The sequence below is a fragment of the Paraburkholderia sp. BGA-UO-ETr-F21 genome, assembly GCF_059567925.1.
The window spans coordinates 621,764-645,012 of sequence record NZ_JCAQOY010000029.1 but is presented as its reverse complement, the minus strand read 5'-3'; the positions used below and the strand labels follow the sequence as shown (position 1 = coordinate 645,012).

Genomic DNA, 23,249 nt, shown 5'->3' with positions numbered 1-23,249 from the left:
ATCAGGTTCTGAAATGAAGGCATTGCGTATCAAACACAACGTCGTCGGCGCGCTCGGTATGGTCGCCATATTCCACCTGCAGCCGGCAATGGCCGCCGGTCTCGATGGCGTTCAGGTGCTCGACGGTTTCAAGGAACTGGTCGGTTATGTCGGCTCGCCGTTCCTGCTCGGCGGCGCATGGATCGCGGTGAAGATCACGCTGATCGCGATGTCAATCGGGCTTGTGCTCGGGCTCGGCCTTGCGCTGATGCGGCTGTCACGGTTCAAGACCTTGAACTCGGCGGCGTGGGGTTATATCTGGTTCGTGCGCGGCACACCGCAACTGCTGCAACTCGTGTTCATTTTCGACGCGTTGCCGCTGATCGGATTGCGCTTCGATGAAGTCACCACTGCGGTGATCGGCTTTGCATTGAACGAGGCGGCGTTCAGCGCTGAACTGTTTCGTGCCGGGATTCTGTCCGTGAACCGCTCACAATCCACCGCGGCCGCCGCGCTCGGCATGGGACCGTTGCTCACGTTACGCCGCATTATCCTGCCGCAATCGATGCGAGCGGTGATCCCGGGTCTCGCCAACGACACCATCGGCATGTTGAAGCTAACATCGATTGCGTCGGTGATCTTCGTCAACGAACTTACGTTCCGCTCGCAACAGGTCGTCGGACAGAACTTCAAGTTCTTTACCGTGTTCGGTGCGGCAGCGGTGATCTATCTGTTTCTGACGAGCGGAATTTCCTTGCTTCAGGTATGGCTCGAACGCATCTTCGATCACGAGCGCGATCGGAAACTCACGTTCTCGTGGTTCGGACTGCGCGCTTCGACGCCTGATGCGAAACCGCTCGACGCACCGACTGTTTTGCCGGTCCCCACCCAGCAGCCGGAGGCCAACGATCATGCATGGATCGGCACGCTGCTTCCCTCCGAAAGCCGCACGCCGCGCCATCGCGATGAACCGTTTGTGACGTGCAGGAACGTCTGGAAATCGTATGGCAAGCGCGAGATTTTGCGCGGCGTCGACTTGTCGATTTCCCATGGCGAAGTGGTCGTGATCCTCGGTCCGAGCGGTTCCGGTAAAAGCACGCTGCTCAAGCTCATCAACCATCTCGAACCGCTTGACTGGGGGACGATCAAGGTCGATTCAGAGTATGTGGGTTATCGGGAAGTGCCGGGTGGCGGCGGCACTGTGCGGCCCCTGCACAACCTCGCACGTGCGCGCGCCGAAGCACGCGTGGGCATGGTGTTCCAGCATTTCAACCTGTTCAGCCATTTGAGTGCGCTGGAGAACATCGTCGAAGCACAGCAGCAGGTCTATGACGTACCTCGCGCCGAAGCAGAAGCGCTCGGCCGCGAACTGTTGAAGAGCGTGGGCCTCGCCGCGCATGCGGATTTTCTGCCGCATCGGTTATCAGGTGGTCAGCAGCAGCGGGTAGCGATTGCGCGTGCGCTTGCGATCAAACCGAAGTTAATGCTGTTCGACGAACCGACTTCGGCACTCGATCCAGAACTCGTCGGAGAAGTGCTTGGCGTGATGCGCGGGCTCGCTGATGCCGGGATGACGATGGTCGTGGTCACGCACGAAATCCGCTTTGCCCGCGATGTCGCCGATCGCGTCGTTTTCATGGATGGCGGCGAGGTCATCGAGCAAGGGACGCCGCAGGAGGTGATCGACAACCCAACTCACGAGCGTACCCGAAAATTCCTTAACGTCTTCGCCAATTAAATATGAGGCTCACATGACGGACTTCGAAACTTTCAGCCTTGGCCGCGTCGCGTTGCAGTCCGGCGCGACGATGCCTGACATGCGGCTCAGCTACAAGACATATGGCCAACTGAATGCGGCGCGGGACAATGCGATTGTCTACCCGACGTTTTATAGCGGCAGCCATGTCGACAACGAGTGGCTGATTGGGGAGCACATGGGTCTCGACCCGCGGGAGTACTTCATCATTGTGCCGAACATGTTCGGCAACGGCGTATCGAGCTCACCGAGCAACAACCCGCCGCCTTATGATCGCGGCCGTTTTCCGCATGTCACGCTCTACGACAACGTCGCGATGCAGCACCGCCTTGTGACCGAGAAGTTCGGCATCGAGTCGCTCAAGCTCGTCACCGGCTGGTCGATGGGCGCGATGCAGGCGTTCCATTGGGCCGCGACGTATCCGGAAATGGTCGAGCGCATTCTGCCGTTCTGCGGGGCCGCGCGCTGCTCGCGGCACAATTTCGTGTTTATAGAAGGCCTCAAGGCGCCATTGCTGCTGGACCCGGAATTCAAGGACGGTTTCTACGATTCACCGCCGACACGCGGAATGCGGGCTGCGGCGCGTGTGTTCGCCGGATGGGGATTTTCGCAGGCGTTTTTGCGTCAACGGCTCGACATGGAAGCAATGGGATATGGCTCGCTTGAGGACTTTATCACCCAGTTCTGGGAGGGTGATTTCCTGAAGAAGGACGCGAACAATATTCTGTCGATGATGTGGAGTTGGCAGCACGGCGATATTTCCGCCAATTCTCTTTACCAGGGAGACTTCGATCGCGCGTTGGGCAGCATCACTGCCAAGGCTATTGTGATGCCCGGGCGCACGGATCTGTACTTCCCGCCGGAAGATAGTGAGTATGAAGTTTCGAAGATGCGCAACGCTGAGTTGCGGCCCATTGAGTCGGTATGGGGGCATTTCGCGGGTGGGCCCGCGGCCAATGCGGTCGATGTCAAGTTCATCGATAGTGCGGTGAGGGAAATTCTGGCTATGTAGTGGCCCGGCACTTGTCCTACACAATGCTTGCAGCGAGATGTCGCGCTGCGGCGGTTCACCCACCGTAATCTTTCCAGACGTAAGCTCCGGAAGGCGCCTTCAACGCGATTGCCGCGGATTGCCTACACTCATTTGCGACCGCGATAGCGCTTCGATCGTTCGATCGACAGCACGTGCTGCGTTGCGCTGCGCGTCGTCACCCGGACCACTCGTTCACCACACTGTCAGATATGGAAAACAGCACCCCCACCAGCATTTCTCTCAAACAGAGCCGCGTCGTCGTGGCCGGCGGCACGTCAGGAATTGGCTTTGCCGTAGCCGACGCTGCTGCGCGCGCCGGCGCCGAAGTCATCATCGCCTCGAGCAGGCCTGAGCGCGTCGCGGCGGCGTTGGAACGACTACCTCATGGCGTGCGCGGCGAGTCGCTTGATTTTACCGACGAGGAGCAAGTGCGCGCGTTTTTTGCGCGCGTCGGTACGCTCGACCACTTCGTCTACACCGCCGGGGAATCATTGCTTCTGCAACCCCTGGCTGAGCTTCGCATCGACGACGCGCAGCGCGCTTTCGAAGTGCGCTATTGGGGCGCGCTCAAGTCCGTTAAATATGCGGCTCCCCTTATTCGCGCCGGTGGCTCCATCACCCTCACGAGCGGAGTGGCCTCGTCGCGGCCGCTGCCTGGCTGGGCGATCCCGTCCAGTATCCTGGGCGCAATCGAATCGCTGACACGGACATTGGCCGTCGAGCTTGCGCCACTGCGCGTCAATGCCGTGGCACCCGGCGTTCTGCGTACTGCGCTGTGGGACAACATGAGCGAAGCGGATCGAGCGGGTCTCTACGAGCATATTGCCGCGAAGATGCCTGTACGGCGCATCGGGGAAGCAAGTGACGTTGCGCAGACGTATCTTTACCTGATGCAGCAGGGGTTTAGTACGGGGCAAGTCATCGTTGTCGACGGTGGTCACATTCTGGTTTGATGGACGGCAACTCGCGTTCTTCGCGAGTTGCCATCGGCGAGAAGATAGATCCGGCCTTGCCCCCTTACATGTCTTCTCAGCCATAGAACTGATCTCTGTGACGCAAAGACTCAGGCAAAGCGAACAGGCCAATCAGAGCGCACACGAGACCCATTCCTCCGATGGCATACAGCGCCGGTGTGGTCCAATAATTCCGCAGACGCGGCCGGTCGCGCACCGCTGTCGCGCGATGACGCACTCGGGATGATTCACGAACTGAAAACCTGGCCTTTGCTCGACGGGTATCGTGGACGGCCGCGCGCTGATATTGATGCCCTTGTGACCGCCATCGTCGCGTTTGCGCGAATGGCGGTGCAGCTTGACGGACGCATTGTCGAAGCAGAAATCAATCCGCTCTTCGTGCTGCCAGCGGGCCAAGGGGTGCGCGCCGCTGACGGCGTTGCTGTACTCGCATCGGAGGCTCACGAAGCGTGAGGGTCTTCGGGTCGCCTTCGACTGGCTCGCCGAGGTAAGCGGCCCCGGGTTCAAGCCGGCCGCCTCGACCTGGCGTCGGGGATGGCCCTCACCTCGTGGCAATACCGTCGTCCCCAGCTGAAGCGCTAGCACGACATCTATGATCGGCGCAGAACGCTCTCCCGCGGACAGGAGTTTTTTTTGCACTCGCGACCGCCCCCGTGCATACTTTCTTTCCGCCACGAGAAAGTGCGGCGCGACGAGAAGACCGCGCCTCGGGAGACTCAATGCGTTTTGATTTCCAGTCGCTGAAACTATTCGTTGCCGTCTGCGAGCACGGCAGTATTGCCCGCGCGGCAGAAGCCGAAAACATCGCGCCTTCTGCGCTCAGCAAGCGTATGTCTCAACTTGAGGACACCCTCAAGACCCCCCTCTTTGTGCGGAGCAACAAAGGGCTCGAGTTGACGATCGCGGCTACCGCCCTCTTGCAGCACGCCCGCGTGCTGCTGCGCGATGTCAAACAAATGGAAAGTGAACTGCTCGACCATGCCGAGGGCGTGCGTGGACAGATCCGGCTACATGCGAGCCTCTCGACCATCGTCCAGTACATTGCCAACGACATTCGCGACTTCCTGGCACTGCACCCGGGACTGCGCATCGACCTGCAGGAAAGTTTAAGCCCGGCCGTGGTCCGCGCAGTCGCGGAGAACACAGCCGACATTGGCGTGTTCGGCGGCACGACGGTGACCGCCGGCCTGCAGGTATTTCCCTATCACAGTGACCGGCTGGTGGTGATCATGCCGCCCGATCATCCACTCAGCCATGCAGACAAGGTGAAATTTCGCGAGATGGCCCAGTACCCACTGGTGGGACCACAAGCTGGTAGCTATCTGAATTCGCTCGTCTTGCGCGCGGCAGCAGACCTGGACCACCCGCTCAAGCTGTCGATCCGGGTAAATGGTTTTGAACCCGTGCGCAGCATGGTCGAAGCGCGGCTTGGCATAGGGCTGGTGCCTGAACATCATGCCCGCCGCTATGTGAGCTCGGGGCCCCTCGTCGCCGTGCAGCTCGACGAGGTCTGGGCCGAACGACACTGGAAGATCTGCGTGCGCGAGGCCGAAACGCTCCCCGCACCGGTCCAACTGTTCCTCAAGCACTTGCTTGCACGTAGCCATCAGGAATGAGCCAGTCTCAACCCCGCTTGCGGCCAGTTCAAGGTCCCCAGGCGCCCCGTGCCCGACAGCGTGACGTAAGCGGTCTTCATGTCGGCGCCACCAAAGCAGATGTTGGTCACCATGCCATCGGGCACCGTCACTTGCCGCAGTACCTCACCGGAGGGCGCCACCACCGTGATGCAACCCGTGACCAGCGTTGCCACGCAGATATTTCCTTCTGCGTCCACGGCCAGGCTGTCAAAGCGTTGGTAGCCCGGTAGCCCGCAAATCAGGCGTCCGCCGTGCGGAGACGGATAAGGATGCTTGCGGGCCCTGCCGGGCGCCTCGAGATCGAATGCCCATAAGCGCGCGGTTTCGGTTTCCGCCACGTACACGACACGATCGTCAGGCGACAGGCCAACTCCGTTCGCCGTCGTGAGCGGGTAGGCCACTTCGACGATCATTGATCCGTCGGCTCGCCCGTAATAGAGGCCGGCATGATCGCGCTCGCGCAGCCGGTTCTTGCCGAAGTCGGTGAAGTAAAAGCCGCCGTTGTGGTCAAACACGATGTCGTTGGGACCGCATAGCGGGTGTTGACCACAGCGGTCGTACACAGTCTTCAGATCCCCCGTGTGTGGGTCGAAACGCTCGATGCGCCCGCTGGTATAACGCGGATGTACGCCTGGTTTGGTGCGATTCAGACCGGCAATGGTACGGAACAGGAAACCACCGTTATTGCAGATGTAGAAGGCTCCATCCGGGCCCAAGGCCAACCCGTTGGGCCCGCCACCCACCTCCTTCAATACGCTGACCGTGCCGTCGGGCGTCACGCGGCTGATGGTCTCGCGCTCGATTTCGACCAGCACGATTGAGCCATCGGCCATCGCCACGGGTCCTTCGGGAAACTTGAGCCCTTCAGCCACGATATGGATGCCGTTCTCCATCATTGACCTCCGTGCAAGTCACCGCTTGCTGGCATTTTCGACGAAATGATTGTCATACGTAGCTTTCAGGTCAATCGAAGCCTTGCCGATGTCGGGATCGAATGCGGCAAGCACATCGCGTACGGTGTGCGCCGCGGCGTCCGTCATCAGTCCATCGCGCGAAATGCAGTTCTGCATGTTGCCGTAGGCTCGAGCGAAGACATTCTTGTCGGCGAGAGCATATTGGGCGGGTACTGCTTCGACCACCTGCTCAGGCGTGGCGTGCGCCATCCAGCGCTCGGCCTCGAGGACAGCGTTCGTCACGGCCTGCACCGTATTGGGATACCTGGCCGCGAATTCCCTCGTGGTGTAGACAGAGGCTTCCGGGTAGTCGCCGCCCAGCGTCGCACGGGTTGCGGCGGGGTCGCGCATCACGGCCAGAGGGAAAAGATCGCCGCTGCCCTGCAGTACGGTCGCGACCGGGTCGTTGCTCATCAATGCATCGATCTGCCCGCTGCGTGCCGCTGCAATCGCACCGGCAGACGAACCCACGCCGATGATCGAGACATCCCCCGTTTTGAGGCCGGCCCTGTTAAGCAGATAATTGACGCCCATGTGGAAACTCGAACCGGGCGAGCTCACGCCGATGCGCATCCCCTTAAGATCCGCATAGGTCTTGACCTTGTCACGGCTGGCACGCGTCACGCCGAACACCCAGCCAGGGCAAGAAGCCAGGGTCACGAACGAGACCAACTTCTGCCCTTTGACCGCCATCGTGATCGTGTTGGAATAAGCACCCGCGACCATGTCGGCGCTGCCGCCCAACATTGCCTGCAGCGCCTTCGCGCCGCCGCTAAATACACCAATGTCGACGTCCAGCCCCGCCTGCTTGAAATAGCCCCGGCTTTGCGCAATGACGAAGGGTAAGTAGGGAAAGCCAACGCCGGCGGCGGCCAGGTGAAGTGTTGGTTTCTCCGGCACTGGCGCCGGGGCAGCGCTCGCGCCCGAGTGGCTCGTCAGCGCGAGGCAGGCAGCTAATATCGGCAACAGCAGGCGCCTGATCGTTAGCACGATGTTGTCTCCTTGTTGTCCAGATCGGTTCGACGGCGACTCTTTAGCCCTGTACGACGTTCTGGCGTTGCTGCCCCAGGCCCTCGATGCCAAGCGTCACCACGTCACCGGGTTTCAGATACACGGGCGGCTTCTGCCCCAACCCAACGCCCGGCGGCGTGCCGGTGGATATGATATCGCCCGGTTGCAGCGACATGAACTGCGACAGGTAGGCTACGAGGTAAAGCACGCCGTAAATCATGGTGGCCGTATTACCGTTCTGGTAGCGGTGGCCATTCACCTCCAGCCACATGGGCAGTGCTTGCGGATCGCGCACTTCGTCTGAAGTCAGCAGCCACGGGCCTGTTGGACCGAAAGTGTCGGCCGACTTACCCTTGGTCCACTGCCCCTGGCGCTCCGCCTGAAACGCGCGCTCGGACACGTCATTGATCACGCAGTAGCCGGCCACGTGATCCATCGCATTGCTCTCGCTCACGTACTTCGCGGGCTTGCCGATCACGACACCCAGTTCCACCTCCCAATCCGTCTTGAGAGAGTTGCGCGGGATCTCGATGGCATCGCCCGGGCCCACGATCGCGCTGACAGCCTTCATAAAAACAATGGGCTCCGGCGGTATCGCAGCGCCCGTTTCGGCGGCATGGTCGGAGTAGTTCAGCCCGATGCAGATGAATTTTCGCGTACCGCCCACGCATGGACCCAGGCGCGGATTGCCTTCCACGCGCGGCAGCGAAGTGACGTCGAGTGCTTTCAGGCGGGCGAGACTCTCGGGCAGCAGCGTGTCGCCGGAGATGTCGGCCACATGGCCCGACAAGTCTCGCAAGTTTCCATCGGCGTCGAGCAGTCCCGGCTTCTCCTCGCCGGGCGGACCGTAGCGCAATAGCTTCATTTTCTGTGTTCCCTTCAATAGGTCGCGCGGCCGCCCGACAGATCAAAAACCGAGGCCGTGGTAAATGAATTCTCTTCACTGACAAGCCAGGCAATCATCGCGGCTGCTTCGTCTAGTTCGAGAAAACGGCCACGCGGAATCTTGCCCAGCATGTAGCGGATATGCTCGGGCGACTGCTCCATCGCGCCTGGCGTACGCGCCACTGCCGGCGTCACGCAGTTGACCGCGATGTCGTGGCTCGCCAGTTCCTTTCCGAGCGACTTGGTCATGGCAATCACGGCAGCCTTCGCCGAGCTGTACGCCGCGGCGTTGGGGTTGCCTTCCTTGCCAGCGACAGAAGCCAGATTCACGATGCGGCCGTAGTTCTGTCGGATCATCACGGGTACCACGGCGCGGCAACAGTGGAAGGTGCCATTGACGTCGATGTCGATCACCTGCTTCCAGACGTCGACGGGATACTCGGCCAAGGTCGCATTGGGGCCAACGATCGCCGCGTTATTGATCAGGATATCGATGCGTCCCGCCACGTTCAGCGTACCCGAGACGGCAGCTTCGACGCTCGCATAGTCGGCGATATCAACACGCTCGACGTGAACATCGGTGTGTCCCAGTTCTGTACGGGCCCGCTCCAGGCCCGCGGCATTGATATCCCAGATCACGAGGCGCGCGCCAGAGGCCAGCAGCCGGCGGCCGACCTCCAGGCCGATGCCTTGTGCGCCGCCGGTCACAACAGCGATGCGATCCTTCAGGTTGATTGCGTTGGTCTGCAAGATAGATTCCTTGATGTTGGATTGTCGAGCGCGGCTGGCAAGCTCATGCGCTCACGGCAACGGTCTGCCCGGCGACAGGGCGCCAGCGCAGCAGATAGTCCTCGACGACGGATACCGCTGTATCGAGCACCAGTGCAAACAAGGTCAGCACCAGAATGCCCGCGATCACCGAGTTGATGTCGAACACGCCCTCAGCCAGCAGAATCAGATACCCTACGCCCTTCTCCGAGCCCAGATACTCACCGACCACGCTTCCGACAAACGCGATACCAATCGCGTTGTGCAGGCTTGAGAACACCCAGCTCGTCGCCGAAGGCAAATAGACGTGCCGCATCAGCTGACGTGCATTGGCGCCCAGCATGCGGGTGTTGGACAACACCGCAGGGCTGACCTCGCGCACGCCCTGGAAGACGTTGAAGAACACCACGAAGAAGACGAGCGTCACGCCCAGCGCCACCTTCGACCAGATGCCGAGGCCAAACCAGAGCGCGAAGATCGGCGCAAAGATCAGGCGTGGCATGGAATTCATGGCCTTTATGAATGGATCGAACACGACCGCGAGGAACGGATTGAGCGCGAGCCATAGTCCGCACGCGAGACCAGACACCGTACCGATGGCGAACGCCAGCATGGTTTCGAGCAAAGTCGTGTACAGGTGGCGAAACACCGAGCCGGTCACGGTCCATTCGACGATGCGACGCGCAACGCCCAACGGATCGCCGAAGAAGAAAGGCGACAACCATTTCTGACTGGTGCCGATCCACCACAGAAACAGAACGCCGAACAGAAGTGCGAGCCGCGTGACGAGAACGACAACGCGATTGTTTGGGTCAAACACGATTGCGCGCATAGCTTTTCAGAACCTCCCCTCGAAGCACGTCCCAGATCTGGGTGTGCAGTTGCAGGAACCGCTGCGTCATACGGATTTCTGACATTTCGCGTGGACGCACGAGGTCGATTTCAAACTCGGCGATAGGCCGCGTACCCGGGCCCGCCGACAGCACGATGACGCGGTCCGATAAGGAAATAGCCTCCTCCAGATCGTGGGTCACGAACATCACGGACTTACGGTCGCGCGACCACAGCCTCAGCAGCTCGTTTTCCATCAGGTGCCGGGTCTGGATGTCCAGCGCACTGAACGGTTCGTCCATCAGGATGATGCGAGGATTCAGCGCCAGTGCCTGCGCCAGGCCGGCGCGCTTGCGCATGCCGCCCGACATCTGGTGCGGATACTTTTTGCCATGGCCTTGCAGCCCCACCCGCTCAATCCACTCGTGCGCCACCTCAAGCGCCTCATCGCGAGGCGTGCCACGGAAGATGAGGCCCATCGCGATGTTCTCTTCGGCCGTCTTCCAGGGCATGAGTGCATCGACCTGGAACAGGTAGGCAGCTTGCGTGTTCAGGCCATGGCTCAGTTTCTCGCCGAACACGCTCAAGCTGCCCGACGAAGGCCGGGTGAGCCCGGCCGCCACGTTCAGCAACGTGGACTTGCCACAGCCCGTAGGGCCGACGATCGAGACGAACTCGCCGTCGCCGATCGTCAGATTCCCGCCGGAAACGGCGGTGTAGGTCTGAGCGTTCTTGCCATTGCCGGCGAAGGTGCAGGTCACGTTGTCAAAGCGCAAAGCCTCACGCATTGCAGTCTGGCCATGCTCGAGAGTGATAGTGCACGGCGCGGTACTCATGGCTGGATCTCCGCCGCTTTCACGACAAACCGGTTGTCATAGGTCGAGGCGAGATCGATTTTGGCCGACGCCACGGTGGGGTCGAACGCCGACAGCACATCACGCACGGTCTGTGCGCCTTTTACGGTGATCTCTCCGTTCTGTGCGATGCAACGGCGGCTGTTCGTGAAGGCATCCGCATACAGTGCCTTGTTCTCGCCCAGGTACTCAGGCGGCACATTGTCCGCGACTTGCTGAGGCGTGGCTTTGGCGATCCACTTCTCCGCGCGCACGATCGCATTGGCGACTGCCTGTACCGTCTTCGGATTCTTATTGATGAAATCCTGAGTCGCGAACAGGCTCGACTCGGGATAATCCGAGCCGAACACCTTGACGTTACCCTCCGCGGTACGCATGTTCTCCAACGGTTTGAGGCTGCCGTCTTTGGTCAGGATCGTGGCGCTCGGATCATTGACGATCAGCGCATCGATCTGACCCGCCCTCACTGCCGCTACCGCTCCCGCAGCCTGGCCAACACCGATGATGGAGACGTCCGAGGGCTGAAGGCCCGCCTTGTGCAGGATGTAGTTCAGTGCCATGTGAGTGCTGGAGCCGGGCGCACTCACGCCGATACGCATACCCTTCAGATCCTTCGTCGACTTGACTTCGGCCTGACGCTTCTGGGACACGCCAAAGATCCAGCCGGGACAAATGACCTGCGCCGCGATCACCACGAGGTGCTGCCCCTTGGTAGCCATCGTGATGGTGTTCGAATAGGCGCCCGCTACCATGTCGGAGCTCCCACCCAACAACGCCTCCAATGTCTTGGACCCACCGGAGAAGGCAGCGATGTGCACATCCAGCCCCTCGTCCTTGAAGTAGCCGCGTTGCATCGCGACGAGCATGGGCAAATAGGTGATGCCGACGGAGGCGGCCGCAATGTGAAGTTCGGGTTTTTCAGGCACGTCCTTGGCCACGGCCGCGACAGAACCGCAGCCAAGCTCGAACGCGACGCAAAGCGCGATGGCAAATTTCAGCTTCATGGTTGTCTCCTCCCTTTCCGGGGATATTTGGGTGCGACCTACCGCCGAGGACGGACCGGATCTTCACGACCCCGATTCCTGTGATGCTGAGAACGGCCGAGGATCATCGGCTCCTCATGCTCCCGACCCTCGTGCTTCTGACTTTTGTCCTGCTGCGCAATGCGCGCTTACGCTGCCTGCTTGCGCAGTGCCTCGACTACCGCATCGCCCATGTCTCGGGTACCCACGGATTGCGTGCCCTCCTGATGGATGTCCGCAGTTCGATAGCCGGCGGCTAGCACTGCACGCACGGCCCGCTCGACGCGGGTTGCGGCATCCTCCATGCCGAAGCTCTCACGCAGCATCATCGCAAGCGACAGGATCGCGGCGAGCGGATTGGCGATATCCTTGCCTGCAATGTCTGGCGCCGAGCCGTGCACAGGTTCGTACAAACCCTTCCGGTTATAGCCCAGCGATGCTGAAGGCAGCATGCCGATTGAACCGGTCAACATGGCCGCAGCATCCGATAGAATGTCTCCAAACAGGTTGCCCGTGACGATTACGTCGAACTGCTTGGGTCGACGCATGAGCATCATCGAGGCGGCATCCACGAAGAGATGACTCAGTTCGACATCCGGGTACTCATCGCGCCCGACGCGCGTGACCACTTCGCGCCACAACTGGCTCGCCTCCAGCACATTCGCCTTGTCCACCGAGCACAACTTGCGGCTGCGGCGTCGCGCGCTTTCGAAGGCAGCACGCGCAACCCGCTCGACCTCTGATTCCGAATAGCGCATTGTGTTGAAACCCACGCGCTCTCCGGCCTGGTTGGTTTCGAACCCGCGCGGTTGGCCGAAATAAGCGTCGCCATTCAATTCACGCACGATGACGATATCCAGCCCATCGACGACCTCGGGCCGCAAGGTGGAAGCGCCGATCAGTTCCGGGAACATGTAGGCCGGCCGGAAGTTGGCATATAGCGTCAGCGCCTCGCGCAATTGCAGCAATCCCGTACCGGGACGACGTTCACGCGGGATATCGGCCTCGTCGGCCACCCCCACCGAACCGAACAGGATCGCATCGGCCTTGCGCGCCAACGCCAGCGTGGGTTCGGGAAGCGGCACACCATGGGCCTGAATGCCCGCCTCGCCGATGGGCGCCTCCTGAGTCTCGGCCTGAGGAGCCAGGATCCGCAGTACCTTGACAGCCTGCGCCACCACCTCTGTGCCGATACCGTCACCCGGCATGACTGCAATCTTCATCTGAACTTCTCCTTGGTTGTTATCCGTGAGAGTGCGTCTTCAATAAGCTTGGGCACGGTTGCGCTCGAACGCGTCAATGCGGTCCTGATGCGACAGTGTGTAGTCGATCTCGTCCATGCCGCGCAGCAGACACTGCTTCGCAAAGGGCTCCAACTCGAAGACATGGACAGAGCCGTCGGGCAACGTCGCCGTCTGTGCGGGCACGTCGATGGCAATGCGGCTACCCGGACTGGCCACCAGGGTGTCCAGCAGTGGCAAAACCACGGCCTCGGGCAGCACGATCGGTAACAGCCCGTTTTTCAGGCAGTTGATGAAAAAGATGTCGCCGAAGCGTGGCGAGATCGCCGCACGGATACCGTAGTCATACAGCGCCCAGACGGCGTGCTCCCGCGACGAACCGCATCCGAAATTGTGGTTCGCTACGACGATGCGAGACTCCCGGTAAGGCATCTGGTTGAGCACGAAGTCCGGTCGCTCCGCACCGTCGTGGTCGAAGCGCAGCGCACGGAACAGAAACTGGCCGAAATCGTCGGAACGAGGTTTCTGGAGGAAGCGTGCCGGCAGTATCTGGTCGGTATCGCAGTTGATGGCTGCAATCGGCACCGCGGCTGAGTCAAGGTAGTTCAGGCTGTCCATCTTCAGACTCCCATGAGGCGGCGCACGTCCGTCAGGCGACCTGTCACCGCAGCGGCGGCTGCCATGGACGGGCTCATCAGGTGCGTGCGCACACCCGGCCCCTGGCGTCCCACGAAATTACGGTTTGAGGTCGAGGCACAGCGCTGGCCAGGGGCAGCGATATCGCCGTTGGTCGCGAGGCACATCGAACAGCCGGGGAAGCGCCACTCGAAACCGGCTTCCCTAAACACGTGGTCCAGCCCTTCGGCTTCGGCCTGCGCGCGTACCTGGTGCGATCCGGGCACCACCCATGCCTCGACGCCGGGTGCAACGCGGCGACCGCGCGCGACCTCGGCCGCGCTGCGCAGGTCCTCAATCCGCCCGTTGGTGCATGAGCCGATAAAAACTCTATCGATCGCCACGCCTTCGAGCGCCTCGTGCGGGTTCAGTCCCATGTATTCGAGTGCCCGCAACATTGACGCCCGGAGATCGGGGTCAGCCTCATCGGCAGGATCGGGCACGCGGCGATCGATCGCGCATGCGTATTCAGGCGTGGTTCCCCATGTCACCATGGGCGCAATATCAGCCACGTCGATATGCACTTCGCGATCGAACACCGCGCCTGCGTCGGTGAACAACTCGCGCCAGTGCGCCATCGCCCGCTCCCACTGTGCGCCTCTGGGGGCGTAAGGACGGCCGGACAGATAAGCGAACGTGGTGTCGTCGGGAGCGATCATTCCGGCACGGCCGCCCGCCTCGATGGTCATGTTGCACAGCGTCAACCGCCCTTCCATCGATAAACCCGCGATAGCCGAGCCGGTGTACTCAATCACGTGGCCTGCCGCGCCGGCCACGCCAATCCGCGCGATCACGGCAAGAACCAGGTCTTTGGCGGTAACGCCCTGCCCCGGCCTTCCGTCGAGGACGACGCGCATATTGCTCGATTTGCGCTGCCACAGGCATTGTGTGGCGAGCACGTGCGCCACTTCGGTTGCGCCGATGCCGAATGCCAGCGCGCCGAGCGCGCCGTGGGTCGATGTGTGGCTGTCGGCGCAGACGACGGTCATGCCAGGCAGACTTAATCCCTGCTCGGGTCCGACGACGTGGACGATTCCGCGCCGCGCGTCATCCATGTCGAAGAGCGTGATGCGCGACTCCGCTGAATCACGTTGCAAAGCCGTGATCATGCCTCGCCGCTCGGGGTCCGCCACGGACGCCAGATCGTTCGCCGTGCTGGAAACGTAGTGATCAACCGTGCCGAAGATACGCTCGGGTGAGCGGGGTTTGAGTCCACGCTCACGCAACATGTCGAACGATTGAGCCGTGACGTCGTGGACGAAATGCCGGTCTATGAACAGCAGGTCCTGCCCATCGTCGCGGGTCATGACCCGGTGAGCTTCCCAGATCTTGTCGTAAAGGGTTCGCGGACCACCCATCGCTTGGTCGAATTGCATTGCTTCGTCTCACTCCATCAATTTATCGACCGTGATCAACACGGCCATGCGGTTTCGCAATTGATTCTGGTGTGGAAGCATCATGCATCAGGCACGCCGGCTCGTTCGTGGTCTTTTGGAAAGGCACCATCGCCGATCGCGATGACGAGATTCATCACTTTCGACGTTCTCGACGACGCGACAAAATTTCGTGGCCTGTCGGGATCAAGGACGCAATGGCCGGCAAGACGCGTCAACGGCTGGTGGCAAAAGCGCCGTGCGGGCAACCGCTCGATCCGCAAACGCTTCGCGATTGGGGTGTGAGCCCTGAGCAGACCACCCGTCCGGTCAACGCCGGATCGTTGCAACGCCTGTTCAAAGGTGCCTATTTGTTAGCGGGCGACACGCCCACCCGCGCTGGAAACATGAGTTCCCGGCGCAGCGAAATCGCTGTCAACTTGAGCGGCATCGCGTCGAGCGTCTTCGGATCGTCGACGACGCCAAGCTAGCGCCCCGGATGTTTTCCAATCACGGCACCGCTCGCGTCATTCCGTTGCCCGCGCAATCGCCTGACAATCCGGTCAAACGCGTGCCATTGCTGTGCGAGCAATCCGCCACGAGCGATGACACGCAACGCGAGGCCGAATGCGGAAATTGCCGGGTAACGGGGCAATCGACAACGGCTCGCCGTCGATCGCCCCTTAGCCACTGTTGAATCCGCCCTGTGAAGCGGACGCCGGTCAAAGCAACCCACCTTGGGACTGCTTATGTTGATTACGAATGGAGGTCGAAGAGCGGCAGCCCGCAGGCGCTTACATCCCGTCTGCCCGCTCAGCGAGTCGTGAAGGCGCAAATCCTTCGTCGCCCACGATCTTTCTTTGCCGCGCACAATACTTCGCAAATAGTGCGGTTAACAACGGCGCCAGCAGCGACGTGACAATCGTCGACGCGGCAATCTGCGGTGTGGCGACCGCGACGAGCGACGCGAGGTGCGGATCGACGGCTGCAATGGCGATTGGCGTCGCGACCGCGTTGCCGGCGGTCGTCGACACGGCGACACCGGCCACGCCTGAACCACCGGCGAGACGGGACGCCGCGATGTTGACCACGCCGCCAATGATGAGCGTTACGAGCCCGAGCAGGATGCCCGACGCGCCCGCGCCAAGGATCGAGTGCAGGTTGATCTGCGCGCCGAGGCCGAAAGCAAAGAAAGGAATCAGGAGATCACTGCCTGATTTCAGAAACGCGCGCATGTTGCGATCGAGGTTGCCGAGCAGCATGCCGATCAGAATCGGCAGGATTGTCGCGATCAGGTCGACAAAGGGAATCCTGGCGAGACCGGACATGCCGAGCGCGAGCATGGTCACGAATGGGCCTTCAAGAATCGACAGTACCGCGAGCGCGCCACGATCGACCTCGTCACCAAACTGTTTGGTCAGCGCCGCGTAGAGCCCCATGTTCGCGTTGGTCATCGCCGCGATGATCGCCATGCTGGACAGCCCGAACACCGGGCGCCCCTTGAACAGATAACTGACCAGCAAGCCGATCGCCACCCCGCTCGCGAGCTTGGCGAGCGTGATCGCCGCGCCGTTCTTCAGCGCGCGCGGCGCGGTTTTCAACTGTATTTCGGCACCCATGCAGACGAAGAACGCCGCGAGAATCGGCAGCGCTCCGTGCGCGAGCGAGGTTGAGAAACTGCCGATGGTCAGTACATGCGGGAAGAACGTGTTAAGCAGGCTGCCCCACAGCAGCGGAATCACCATCATGCCACCGGGAAATCTCTCGATGGTTTCCTTGATCTTCATTTCGATTCGTCTCCGTCGGAGGACGCGCCCGCTCGGGTGAGCGTGGCGCCCCACCGTTGTCCATATTCAATAAGGCAACTTCACGGACTGCGCAGGCTGCCAGGGCTCTGCCGCAGTTCGCTTCAAGGATGCGTCACATCTGCGCGCCGATCATCCAGGGCACGAACTCTTCGTTGCCGACCCCGAGCGCTTCACTCTTGCTCTGCGCGCCAGATGCGACTTCGATGATCATCTCGAAGATCTCGCGGCCCTTCTGCTCGACCGTCGTCTTGCCATCCATGATGTCGCCGCAGTTGATGTCCATGTCGTCGACCATGCGTGTGTACATCTTCGTGTTCGTCGCGAGCTTGATTGACGGCGCCGGCTTTGCCCCAAAGCATGAGCCGCGGCCGGTTGTGAACAGAACGAGGTTCGCGCCGCTCGCAATCTGGCCAGTCGCGCCCATCGGGTCGTAGCCTGGCGCATCCATGAACACGAGTCCCTTCGTGTCGACTGGCTCGGCATAGCGGTACACCCCCATCAGCGGCGTCGAGCCGCTCTTGGCGACCGCGCCGAGCGACTTCTCGAGAATCGTGGTGAGCCCGCCCGCCTTGTTGCCCGGCGTCGGGTTATTGTCGATGCTGCCCTTTTCCCGCTCCGCGTAGCTTTCCCACCAGTGGATCCGCTCGACGATTTTCTCGCCGACCTCCGCGGTAATCGCGCGGCGCGTCAGCAGGTGCTCAGCACCATAGATCTCCGGCGTCTCACTGAGGATGGCGGTGCCCCCGTGTTGAACGAGCAGATCGACCGCGGCGCCAAGCGCCGGGTTCGCCGTGATGCCCGAGTAACCGTCCGAGCCGCCGCATTGCAGTGCGATGTTGAGGTTGGAGATCGGCAAGGGCTCGCGCTTGACCTCATTCGCAGCCGGCAGCATCGCCTCGATCGCCGAGATTGCCGCATCGACGGTCTTCTGTGTACCGCCCTGCTCCTGGATCACGAGCGGCACCATGGTTGCACCCGGCTCGACACCTTCCGCGATAAACAGCGCACCCATTTGATTCGCTTCACAGCCGAGCCCGATCACCAGTACGCCCGCGAAATTCGGGTGGCGGATATAGCCACCAATCGTACGACGCAATTGCTGCACGCCTTCGCCATTGTGATCAATGCAGCAACCGAAACTGTGCGTGACCGGCACGATGCCATCGACGTTCGGATACGCATCCAGCCTGCCGGGCGCCGAGAAGTGCTGCGCGACGAGCTTGGTCACGGTTGCCGAACAGTTGACCGTGCTGACCACGCCAATGTAGTTTCGCGTAGCCACCCGGCCATCGGTACGACGAAAGCCCATGAACGTCCGCGATTCTCCGGCAGGCGCAACCGCCTTGACGTCCTTGCCAAACGCGTAATCGCGCGCGAAATCGCCCATCGACACGTTCTGGGTATGCACGTGCGCACCCGGTTGGATATCCTGCGTGACGAAACCGATGATCTGCCCATAGCGCCGCACCGGATCGCCGGCTTTCAGCGCGCGCAGCGCAACCTTGTGCGCACCGGGGATATCGTCGCGCGTAACGATGCCGCCGGCCTCGGCGAGCGTCGTGTCCGCAGGTATCGGACCGCGCGCGATCGCGACGTCGTCGTCCGCATGCAGCCTGATGACCAGTGAAGTAGAATCCGTCATGTTTTTCTCCTGAATCGTGGGGGACGGACGCACCCGAGATTGATGCATCTCTTCAATGTGCCCGTTCTGCCAAATGGTCGTTTCTTGCCAGGAGCGGCGCAAATTGGTCAGGCCACTTCGGCCGGAGCAGAGATGGGATTTCACAGACTTTCATCCGGCATCCTCGACAAGGTTGTGCGGCAGATCGAGGAAAACGTGCTTGACGGCACTTGGGCTTTATCTGCGCGCCTGCCGGCCGAGCGCGTGCTCGCGGAGCATTTTGGTGTGTCGCGTCCGACCGTGCGTGAGGCGATCCGTCACCTGATCAGCAAGGGGATGCTCGAAGCGAAGCGTGGTAGCGGTGTGTATGTGGTGCAGAAGCAGCTTCCCGCACTGACTTCGCCGTGGCTGCAACTTGTCGCCGAGCACCCGCCGCTGCGCGAGGAGACACTCGAGTTCCGAATGGTGTTTGAGTGCGCGGCAGCACGTTTCGCCGCGCAGCGCTCCACACCCGAAGAGCTGCGCCGGTTGGAGTCTCTGCTTGCGCGGATGCACGATGCGGTGATCGGGCACGATGTCGATACCGAGGCGCGAATGGACGGTGAGTTTCACACCGCGCTGACCGCAGCGGCGCACAACCGCATGCTCGGGCAGTTCTATGCCAGCGTGATCACCATGTTGCGTGACCATATCGCCGCGAACACCTTCGACGCCACCGCGAACAACGCGAATGCAGCCGTGCAATCCGCCATGCGCATGCGCCAGCACGAATTGATTTTCCTCGCAGTGCGTGAACGCAATCCGGAAGCCGCGCAGCAGGCGATGTTCGCGCACATCGATTTTGTTGGGCGGCAGTTCATGCCCGCTACGAGCGCGTAAGGCAAACAAGCGGCAAGGTTGCCGTCGCCGGCACTATCGTACTGATTGAATACACGCCCCACAAGCGAGGCAGATCCGGCGTCGAGCAGCGAGGCATGTCACGTCGGTTCGACCAATAGCCGCCACGAAGGCAATCCGCGCGAAATACCTTGTCGCTGCGACTATCGCTGCACATTCGTCATCACTTCCGCTTGAGCCGTGACCGAACCCGCGCCAGCCTCATGACGCAAACACCACACGGCAACTAAGCGCGTCGATCGTGAAGCGCATCACGCCGCGCTGCGCTTTCGGCATGCGTTCACTGATCTCCGGGCGTCCCGCTAGACGCTATACCACTCTTCCAGGCCGCACTCTCGCGAAGAGCGGATCGCCGTCCGCGAGAGCCCTGCCGTGCGGGACACCTGCCCGGATCAGAACCCTGCGGCCAGGCCGTCGCGCCGGGTGTCGCTCGCGGCAACATAACCGCGCTCGGGGTCGTTGCGGTCGAGCTTCCAGATGTACTGCCCGGAACCGAAATCCATATACGGATCCTCAATCGACTTGATCGTATGACCGAGCGCCTGGAGCGCGCGCACGGTGTCCCGATCGAGCGTCGCCTCGACGTCGACTGTGAAGTCCCGATTGACCTTCCAGCGCGGCGCGTCGCACGCGGCCTGTGGCTGCTGACCGTAGTCGAGCATGCGTACGATGGATTGCAGATGCCCTTGCGGCTGCATGTCGCCGCCCATCACGCCGAAGCTCATCACCGCTTCCTGGCGGCCGTCCACCTGCTGGGTCAGGAAAGCGGGGATGATCGTATGGAACGGCCGCTTGCCGCCTTCCACCACGTTCGCCGATTTCGGATCCATCGAGAAACCGTAGCCGCGGTTCTGCAGCGAAATGCCGGCGTCCGGCACGACGATGCCCGAGCCGAAGCCCATGTAGTTCGACTGGATGAAGCTCACCATCATGCCGCGCTCGTCGGCCACCGACATATAGATCGTGCCGCCCGCTTTCGGCATACCAAAATCGAACTGCGTGGCGCGCTTCGGATCGATCAGTTTGGCGCGCGACTTCAGGTACGCGTCGTCGAGCATCTGCTCGGGCGTGACCTCCATCGAACGCGGATCGGCCACGTAGCGGTAGACATCGGCGAACGCCAGCTTCATCGCTTCGATCTGCAAGTGCTGCGATTCGATGCCGTCGACCGGCAACGCACCCATGTCGAACTGTTCGAGAATGCCCAGCGCGATCAACGCGGCGATGCCCTGCCCGTTCGGCGGAATCTCGTGCACCGTATGACCGCGATAGTCCTTGCTGATCGGCTCGACCCAGTCGGCGCGGTAGTTGCGCAGGTCGTCCATTGTGAGCGCGCCGCCGCCTTGACGCGAGAACGCGGCAATCTGCTCGGCGATCTCGCCTTCGTAGTACGCGCGCGGACCCTGCTCGGCCAGTTTGCGCAGCGTCTTCGCGTGGCCTGGAAAGCGCACCAGTTCACTCACTTCCGGCGCGCGGCCGCGTGGCATGAAGGTGTCGGCAAAGCCCGGCTGATCCTTCAACTCGGGCACGGCCGCTGCCCACTTGTATGCGACGACGCTCGCCACCGCGTGCCCGCGCTCGGCGATCTCGATGGCCGGCTCCATCAGGTCCGCAAACGGCAGCGACCCGAACTTCTGATGCAGCGCCTCCCAGCCGGCGATCACACCCGGCACCGTCACCGCATCCCAGCCGCGTTTGGGCTGCTTCGCGAGACCGTTTTCCTCACCGTACTTTCGCTTGAAGTAATCGACACTCCATGCGGCCGGCGACACGCCCGACGCATTCAGCCCATGCAGCTTCGCGCCGTCCCACACCAGCGCGAACGCGTCGCTGCCGAGACCGCACGAGACCGGCTCGACCACCGTGATGGCGGCCGCCGCCGCGATCGCCGCATCGACGGCGTTACCGCCTTTCCACAACATCCGCAGGCCGGCTTGTGCGGCAAGCGGATGGGACGTCGAAACAATATTGCGCGCGAAGACGGGCAAACGGGGGGTGGGATACGGGTTTTGCCAATTGAAACGTGTCATTGCAAACTCAAACGAAAGTGATGAGGGAGCCGCCGCCCAGCGAAGCGGTCATGGAATCCGGTTACGACTCGCGCGGATCGAGCGCATCGCGCAAACCGTCGCCGAGCAGGTTGAAACCGAGCACGGCCAGAAAGATTGCGATGCCCGGAAAAATCGACATCCACGGCGCCTGACTGACAAAGTCCTTCGCCGTGTTGAGCATCGAACCCCACGACGGCGCCGGCGGCAGTTGGCCCAGCCCGAGGAACGACAGGCTCGCTTCGGCGATGATCGCGGTCGCGATCGTCAGGCTTGCCTGCACGATGATCGGCGGCAGCACGTTCGGCAGAATGTATCGCATGATGATCCGTGCGTGGCCGAGACCGATTGCGCGCGCGCCTTCGACGTATTCCTCGGCCTTCACGGTGATCGCCTGGCCGCGCGTCAAGCGGACGAAGCGCGGCATCGCGGAGATGCCGATCGCGGCCATCGCGTTGGTCAGGCTTGGTCCGAGGAACGCGGCGAGCGCGATAGCGAGAATCAGGAATGGAATCGACAACAACGCATCGGCGATTCGCGAGATCACGCCGTCGACGAGCTTGCCGAAGTAACCCGCCAGCAAACCGAGTGGCACGCCGATCAAGACCGCAATGCCAACCGATACGACACCAGCAAGCAGCGACGCGCGCGCCCCCCACAGCAGACGGCTCAACACGTCGCGGCCAAGTTCGTCGGTGCCGAACCAATGCGCGGCCGAAGGCGCCTGGCGCACGGTCATGAAGCTCGCCTGCACCGGGTCGTAATGTGACAGCCAGGGTGCGAAAAGCGCCATCAGGACGATGAGCAGCACGAGCGCCGCGCCAAGAACGGCAGCGCGATTGCGCATGAATTTCGCGAGTCCGCGGCGCTTGCGGCGCGGCAAGACGGCCGCCTGCGAAGCGGCGCGCGCGCGAGCGGGGGTTGTGGGAGTAGCCATCAGCCGCGCCTAAGTCGGGGATTGAGGAGGACGTACAGAACGTCGGCGCACAGGTTCACGACGATAAAGCACAATGCGGTGACGAGCACGACGCCCTGCACGACCGCGTAGTCGCGATTGAACACGGCATCGACGATAAGCTTGCCGAAGCCGGGGATCGTGAAAACCTGCTCGGTCAGCACCGCGCCCGCCAGCAGTTCGCCGAACAGCAGCGCGAGCACGGTGACGATCGGAATCAGCGCGTTGCGAAGAGCGTGCTTGACGACCACGGTGCCGCGCAGCAGCCCTTTGGCGCGCGCGGTCCGAATATAGTCGGTGCGCAGCACGCTCAGCATTGCGCTGCGCGTGTGGCGCATCAACTGCGCGCCGAGCGACGCGCCGAGCACCAGCGCGGGCATCAGCATCGTCTTGATGCTCAGCCAGAAGTCTTCGGTCGGCGATACGTAGCCCGACGACGGCAGCAAATGCCAGCGCACCGATACGATGAAGATCATCATGATCCCGAGCCAGAAGTTCGGGATCGACATGCCAGACAGCGCGAAAATGTTCGCGCCGTAATCGAGCGCACCACCGCGGCTTGCGGCGGAAATGACGCCGGCCGGAATACCGATGCCGATCGCGAAGATCATCGCCATCGCCGCGAGTTGCAGCGTGACCGGCAACTTCTGCGCGATCAGCGACGTCACCGGCACATCGGTTCGCAGCGACGCGCCGAGATCGCCGTGCACGACGTCGCGAACCCATAGAACGTATTGCGTCGGCACCGGCTCGTCGAGATGGTACTTGACGCGCAGCGACGCGATCAGCTGTGGATCCTGATCTTCCCCGGCCATCGCCGTCACCGGATCGCCGGGCAGCAGCTTCTGCAGGCCGAAGATCAGCATCGACACGAGAATCAGCGTTGGAATGGCGACCAGCATGCGATTGGCGATGATCCGCAGCATGA

Annotated in this window: 21 protein-coding genes and 1 pseudogene; 7 read left to right on the top strand and 15 right to left on the bottom strand. The window is 61.7% G+C overall.

All coding sequences use genetic code 11. The features are described 5' to 3' along the window. Positions 1 to 13 precede the first annotated feature (13 nt). The 5 genes and pseudogenes from AC57B1_RS19325 (at position 14) to AC57B1_RS19305 (ending at position 5,358) form a co-directional block, all read left to right on the top strand. Positions 14 to 1,717, top strand: a complete 1,704-nt coding sequence (locus AC57B1_RS19325; protein ID WP_496418316.1) for an amino acid ABC transporter permease/ATP-binding protein — start codon at positions 14 to 16, stop codon at positions 1,715 to 1,717. Between the two features lie 13 nt (positions 1,718 to 1,730). After that, on the top strand, positions 1,731 to 2,747 hold the full coding sequence (locus tag AC57B1_RS19320; RefSeq protein WP_496418315.1) for an alpha/beta fold hydrolase: 1,017 nt from the start codon (positions 1,731 to 1,733) through the stop codon (positions 2,745 to 2,747). 230 nt (positions 2,748 to 2,977) lie between these two features. Next, a complete protein-coding gene (locus AC57B1_RS19315; protein WP_408354801.1) occupies positions 2,978 to 3,721 on the top strand; it encodes an SDR family oxidoreductase in 744 nt (247 codons plus the stop codon). Between the two features lie 213 nt (positions 3,722 to 3,934). Then, positions 3,935 to 4,195 (top strand): annotated as a pseudogene (locus AC57B1_RS19310) (acetate--CoA ligase family protein); the annotation flags it as partial. 266 nt (positions 4,196 to 4,461) lie between these two features. After that, positions 4,462 to 5,358 (top strand): LysR family transcriptional regulator, encoded by an 897-nt coding sequence (locus AC57B1_RS19305; RefSeq protein ID WP_091794150.1) that lies wholly within the window; start codon positions 4,462 to 4,464, stop codon positions 5,356 to 5,358. On the opposite strand, the gene AC57B1_RS19300 is transcribed toward AC57B1_RS19305, so the two are convergent. The 10 genes from AC57B1_RS19300 to leuC all read right to left on the bottom strand — a co-directional run bounded on the left by AC57B1_RS19300 (position 5,349) and on the right by leuC (position 14,995). Further along, on the bottom strand, positions 5,349 to 6,272 hold the full coding sequence (locus tag AC57B1_RS19300; protein ID WP_496418354.1) for an SMP-30/gluconolactonase/LRE family protein: 924 nt from the start codon (positions 6,270 to 6,272) through the stop codon (positions 5,349 to 5,351). The two genes, AC57B1_RS19305 and AC57B1_RS19300, sit on opposite strands and share 10 nt — an antisense overlap. Before the next feature lie 18 nt (positions 6,273 to 6,290). Next, positions 6,291 to 7,322 carry an ABC transporter substrate-binding protein gene (locus AC57B1_RS19295; RefSeq protein ID WP_496418314.1) on the bottom strand — a complete coding sequence of 344 codons (1,032 nt, stop codon included), beginning with the start codon at positions 7,320 to 7,322 and terminating at the stop codon, positions 6,291 to 6,293. 43 nt (positions 7,323 to 7,365) lie between these two features. Then, the gene (locus AC57B1_RS19290) at positions 7,366 to 8,208 is read right to left on the bottom strand and encodes a fumarylacetoacetate hydrolase family protein (RefSeq protein ID WP_496418313.1); all 843 of its coding nucleotides are present in this window, start codon (positions 8,206 to 8,208) and stop codon (positions 7,366 to 7,368) included. A 14-nt stretch (positions 8,209 to 8,222) separates the two neighbouring features. Beyond that, positions 8,223 to 8,978 carry an SDR family NAD(P)-dependent oxidoreductase gene (locus AC57B1_RS19285; protein WP_496418312.1) on the bottom strand — a complete coding sequence of 252 codons (756 nt, stop codon included), beginning with the start codon at positions 8,976 to 8,978 and terminating at the stop codon, positions 8,223 to 8,225. Between the two features lie 43 nt (positions 8,979 to 9,021). After that, positions 9,022 to 9,828, bottom strand: coding sequence for an ABC transporter permease (locus AC57B1_RS19280; RefSeq protein WP_408187066.1), 807 nt, complete (start codon positions 9,826 to 9,828; stop codon positions 9,022 to 9,024). Further along, positions 9,809 to 10,663, bottom strand: coding sequence for an ABC transporter ATP-binding protein (locus AC57B1_RS19275; protein WP_408354810.1), 855 nt, complete (start codon positions 10,661 to 10,663; stop codon positions 9,809 to 9,811). Before AC57B1_RS19275 ends, AC57B1_RS19280 begins: the two co-directional genes overlap by 20 nt. Further along, positions 10,660 to 11,685: an ABC transporter substrate-binding protein gene (locus AC57B1_RS19270; protein WP_091794166.1), complete on the bottom strand. Its 1,026-nt coding sequence runs from the start codon at positions 11,683 to 11,685 to the stop codon at positions 10,660 to 10,662. Before AC57B1_RS19270 ends, AC57B1_RS19275 begins: the two co-directional genes overlap by 4 nt. A gap of 167 nt (positions 11,686 to 11,852) precedes the next feature. Then, positions 11,853 to 12,926 (bottom strand): 3-isopropylmalate dehydrogenase, encoded by a 1,074-nt coding sequence (gene leuB, locus AC57B1_RS19265; protein WP_496418311.1) that lies wholly within the window; start codon positions 12,924 to 12,926, stop codon positions 11,853 to 11,855. Positions 12,927 to 12,965: 39 nt separating this feature from the next. Beyond that, positions 12,966 to 13,562 (bottom strand): 3-isopropylmalate dehydratase small subunit, encoded by a 597-nt coding sequence (gene leuD / locus AC57B1_RS19260; RefSeq protein WP_408354817.1) that lies wholly within the window; start codon positions 13,560 to 13,562, stop codon positions 12,966 to 12,968. A gap of 2 nt (positions 13,563 to 13,564) precedes the next feature. Next, positions 13,565 to 14,995, bottom strand: coding sequence for a 3-isopropylmalate dehydratase large subunit (leuC, locus tag AC57B1_RS19255; RefSeq protein WP_496418310.1), 1,431 nt, complete (start codon positions 14,993 to 14,995; stop codon positions 13,565 to 13,567). A 71-nt stretch (positions 14,996 to 15,066) separates the two neighbouring features. Between leuC and AC57B1_RS19250 the strand changes: the two genes are divergently transcribed. Next, positions 15,067 to 15,483, top strand: coding sequence for an AbiEi antitoxin N-terminal domain-containing protein (locus AC57B1_RS19250; protein ID WP_496418309.1), 417 nt, complete (start codon positions 15,067 to 15,069; stop codon positions 15,481 to 15,483). Between the two features lie 303 nt (positions 15,484 to 15,786). Here the strand turns inward: AC57B1_RS19250 and AC57B1_RS19245 are convergent, their stop codons facing one another. Both AC57B1_RS19245 and AC57B1_RS19240 read right to left on the bottom strand, forming a co-directional pair. Beyond that, a complete protein-coding gene (locus AC57B1_RS19245; RefSeq protein ID WP_408354826.1) occupies positions 15,787 to 16,779 on the bottom strand; it encodes a 2-keto-3-deoxygluconate permease in 993 nt (330 codons plus the stop codon). A gap of 133 nt (positions 16,780 to 16,912) precedes the next feature. Further along, entirely contained in the window at positions 16,913 to 18,442 is a 1,530-nt protein-coding gene (locus tag AC57B1_RS19240) for a UxaA family hydrolase (RefSeq protein WP_091794174.1), read from the bottom strand. Positions 18,443 to 18,574: 132 nt separating this feature from the next. On the opposite strand from AC57B1_RS19240, the gene AC57B1_RS19235 reads away from it, so the two are divergent. Further along, positions 18,575 to 19,300 (top strand): FadR/GntR family transcriptional regulator, encoded by a 726-nt coding sequence (locus AC57B1_RS19235; RefSeq protein ID WP_091794176.1) that lies wholly within the window; start codon positions 18,575 to 18,577, stop codon positions 19,298 to 19,300. 410 nt (positions 19,301 to 19,710) lie between these two features. On the opposite strand, the gene AC57B1_RS19230 is transcribed toward AC57B1_RS19235, so the two are convergent. The 3 genes from AC57B1_RS19230 to AC57B1_RS19220 form a co-directional block, all read right to left on the bottom strand. Continuing rightward, complete coding sequence (locus tag AC57B1_RS19230; protein WP_408187073.1) at positions 19,711 to 21,348, bottom strand: gamma-glutamyltransferase family protein; 1,638 nt, start codon at positions 21,346 to 21,348, stop codon at positions 19,711 to 19,713. A gap of 61 nt (positions 21,349 to 21,409) precedes the next feature. Beyond that, on the bottom strand, positions 21,410 to 22,303 hold the full coding sequence (locus AC57B1_RS19225; RefSeq protein WP_496418308.1) for an ABC transporter permease: 894 nt from the start codon (positions 22,301 to 22,303) through the stop codon (positions 21,410 to 21,412). Next, positions 22,303 to 23,247 carry an ABC transporter permease gene (locus tag AC57B1_RS19220; RefSeq protein ID WP_091794182.1) on the bottom strand — a complete coding sequence of 315 codons (945 nt, stop codon included), beginning with the start codon at positions 23,245 to 23,247 and terminating at the stop codon, positions 22,303 to 22,305. Before AC57B1_RS19220 ends, AC57B1_RS19225 begins: the two co-directional genes overlap by 1 nt. Positions 23,248 to 23,249: the final 2 nt, after the last annotated feature.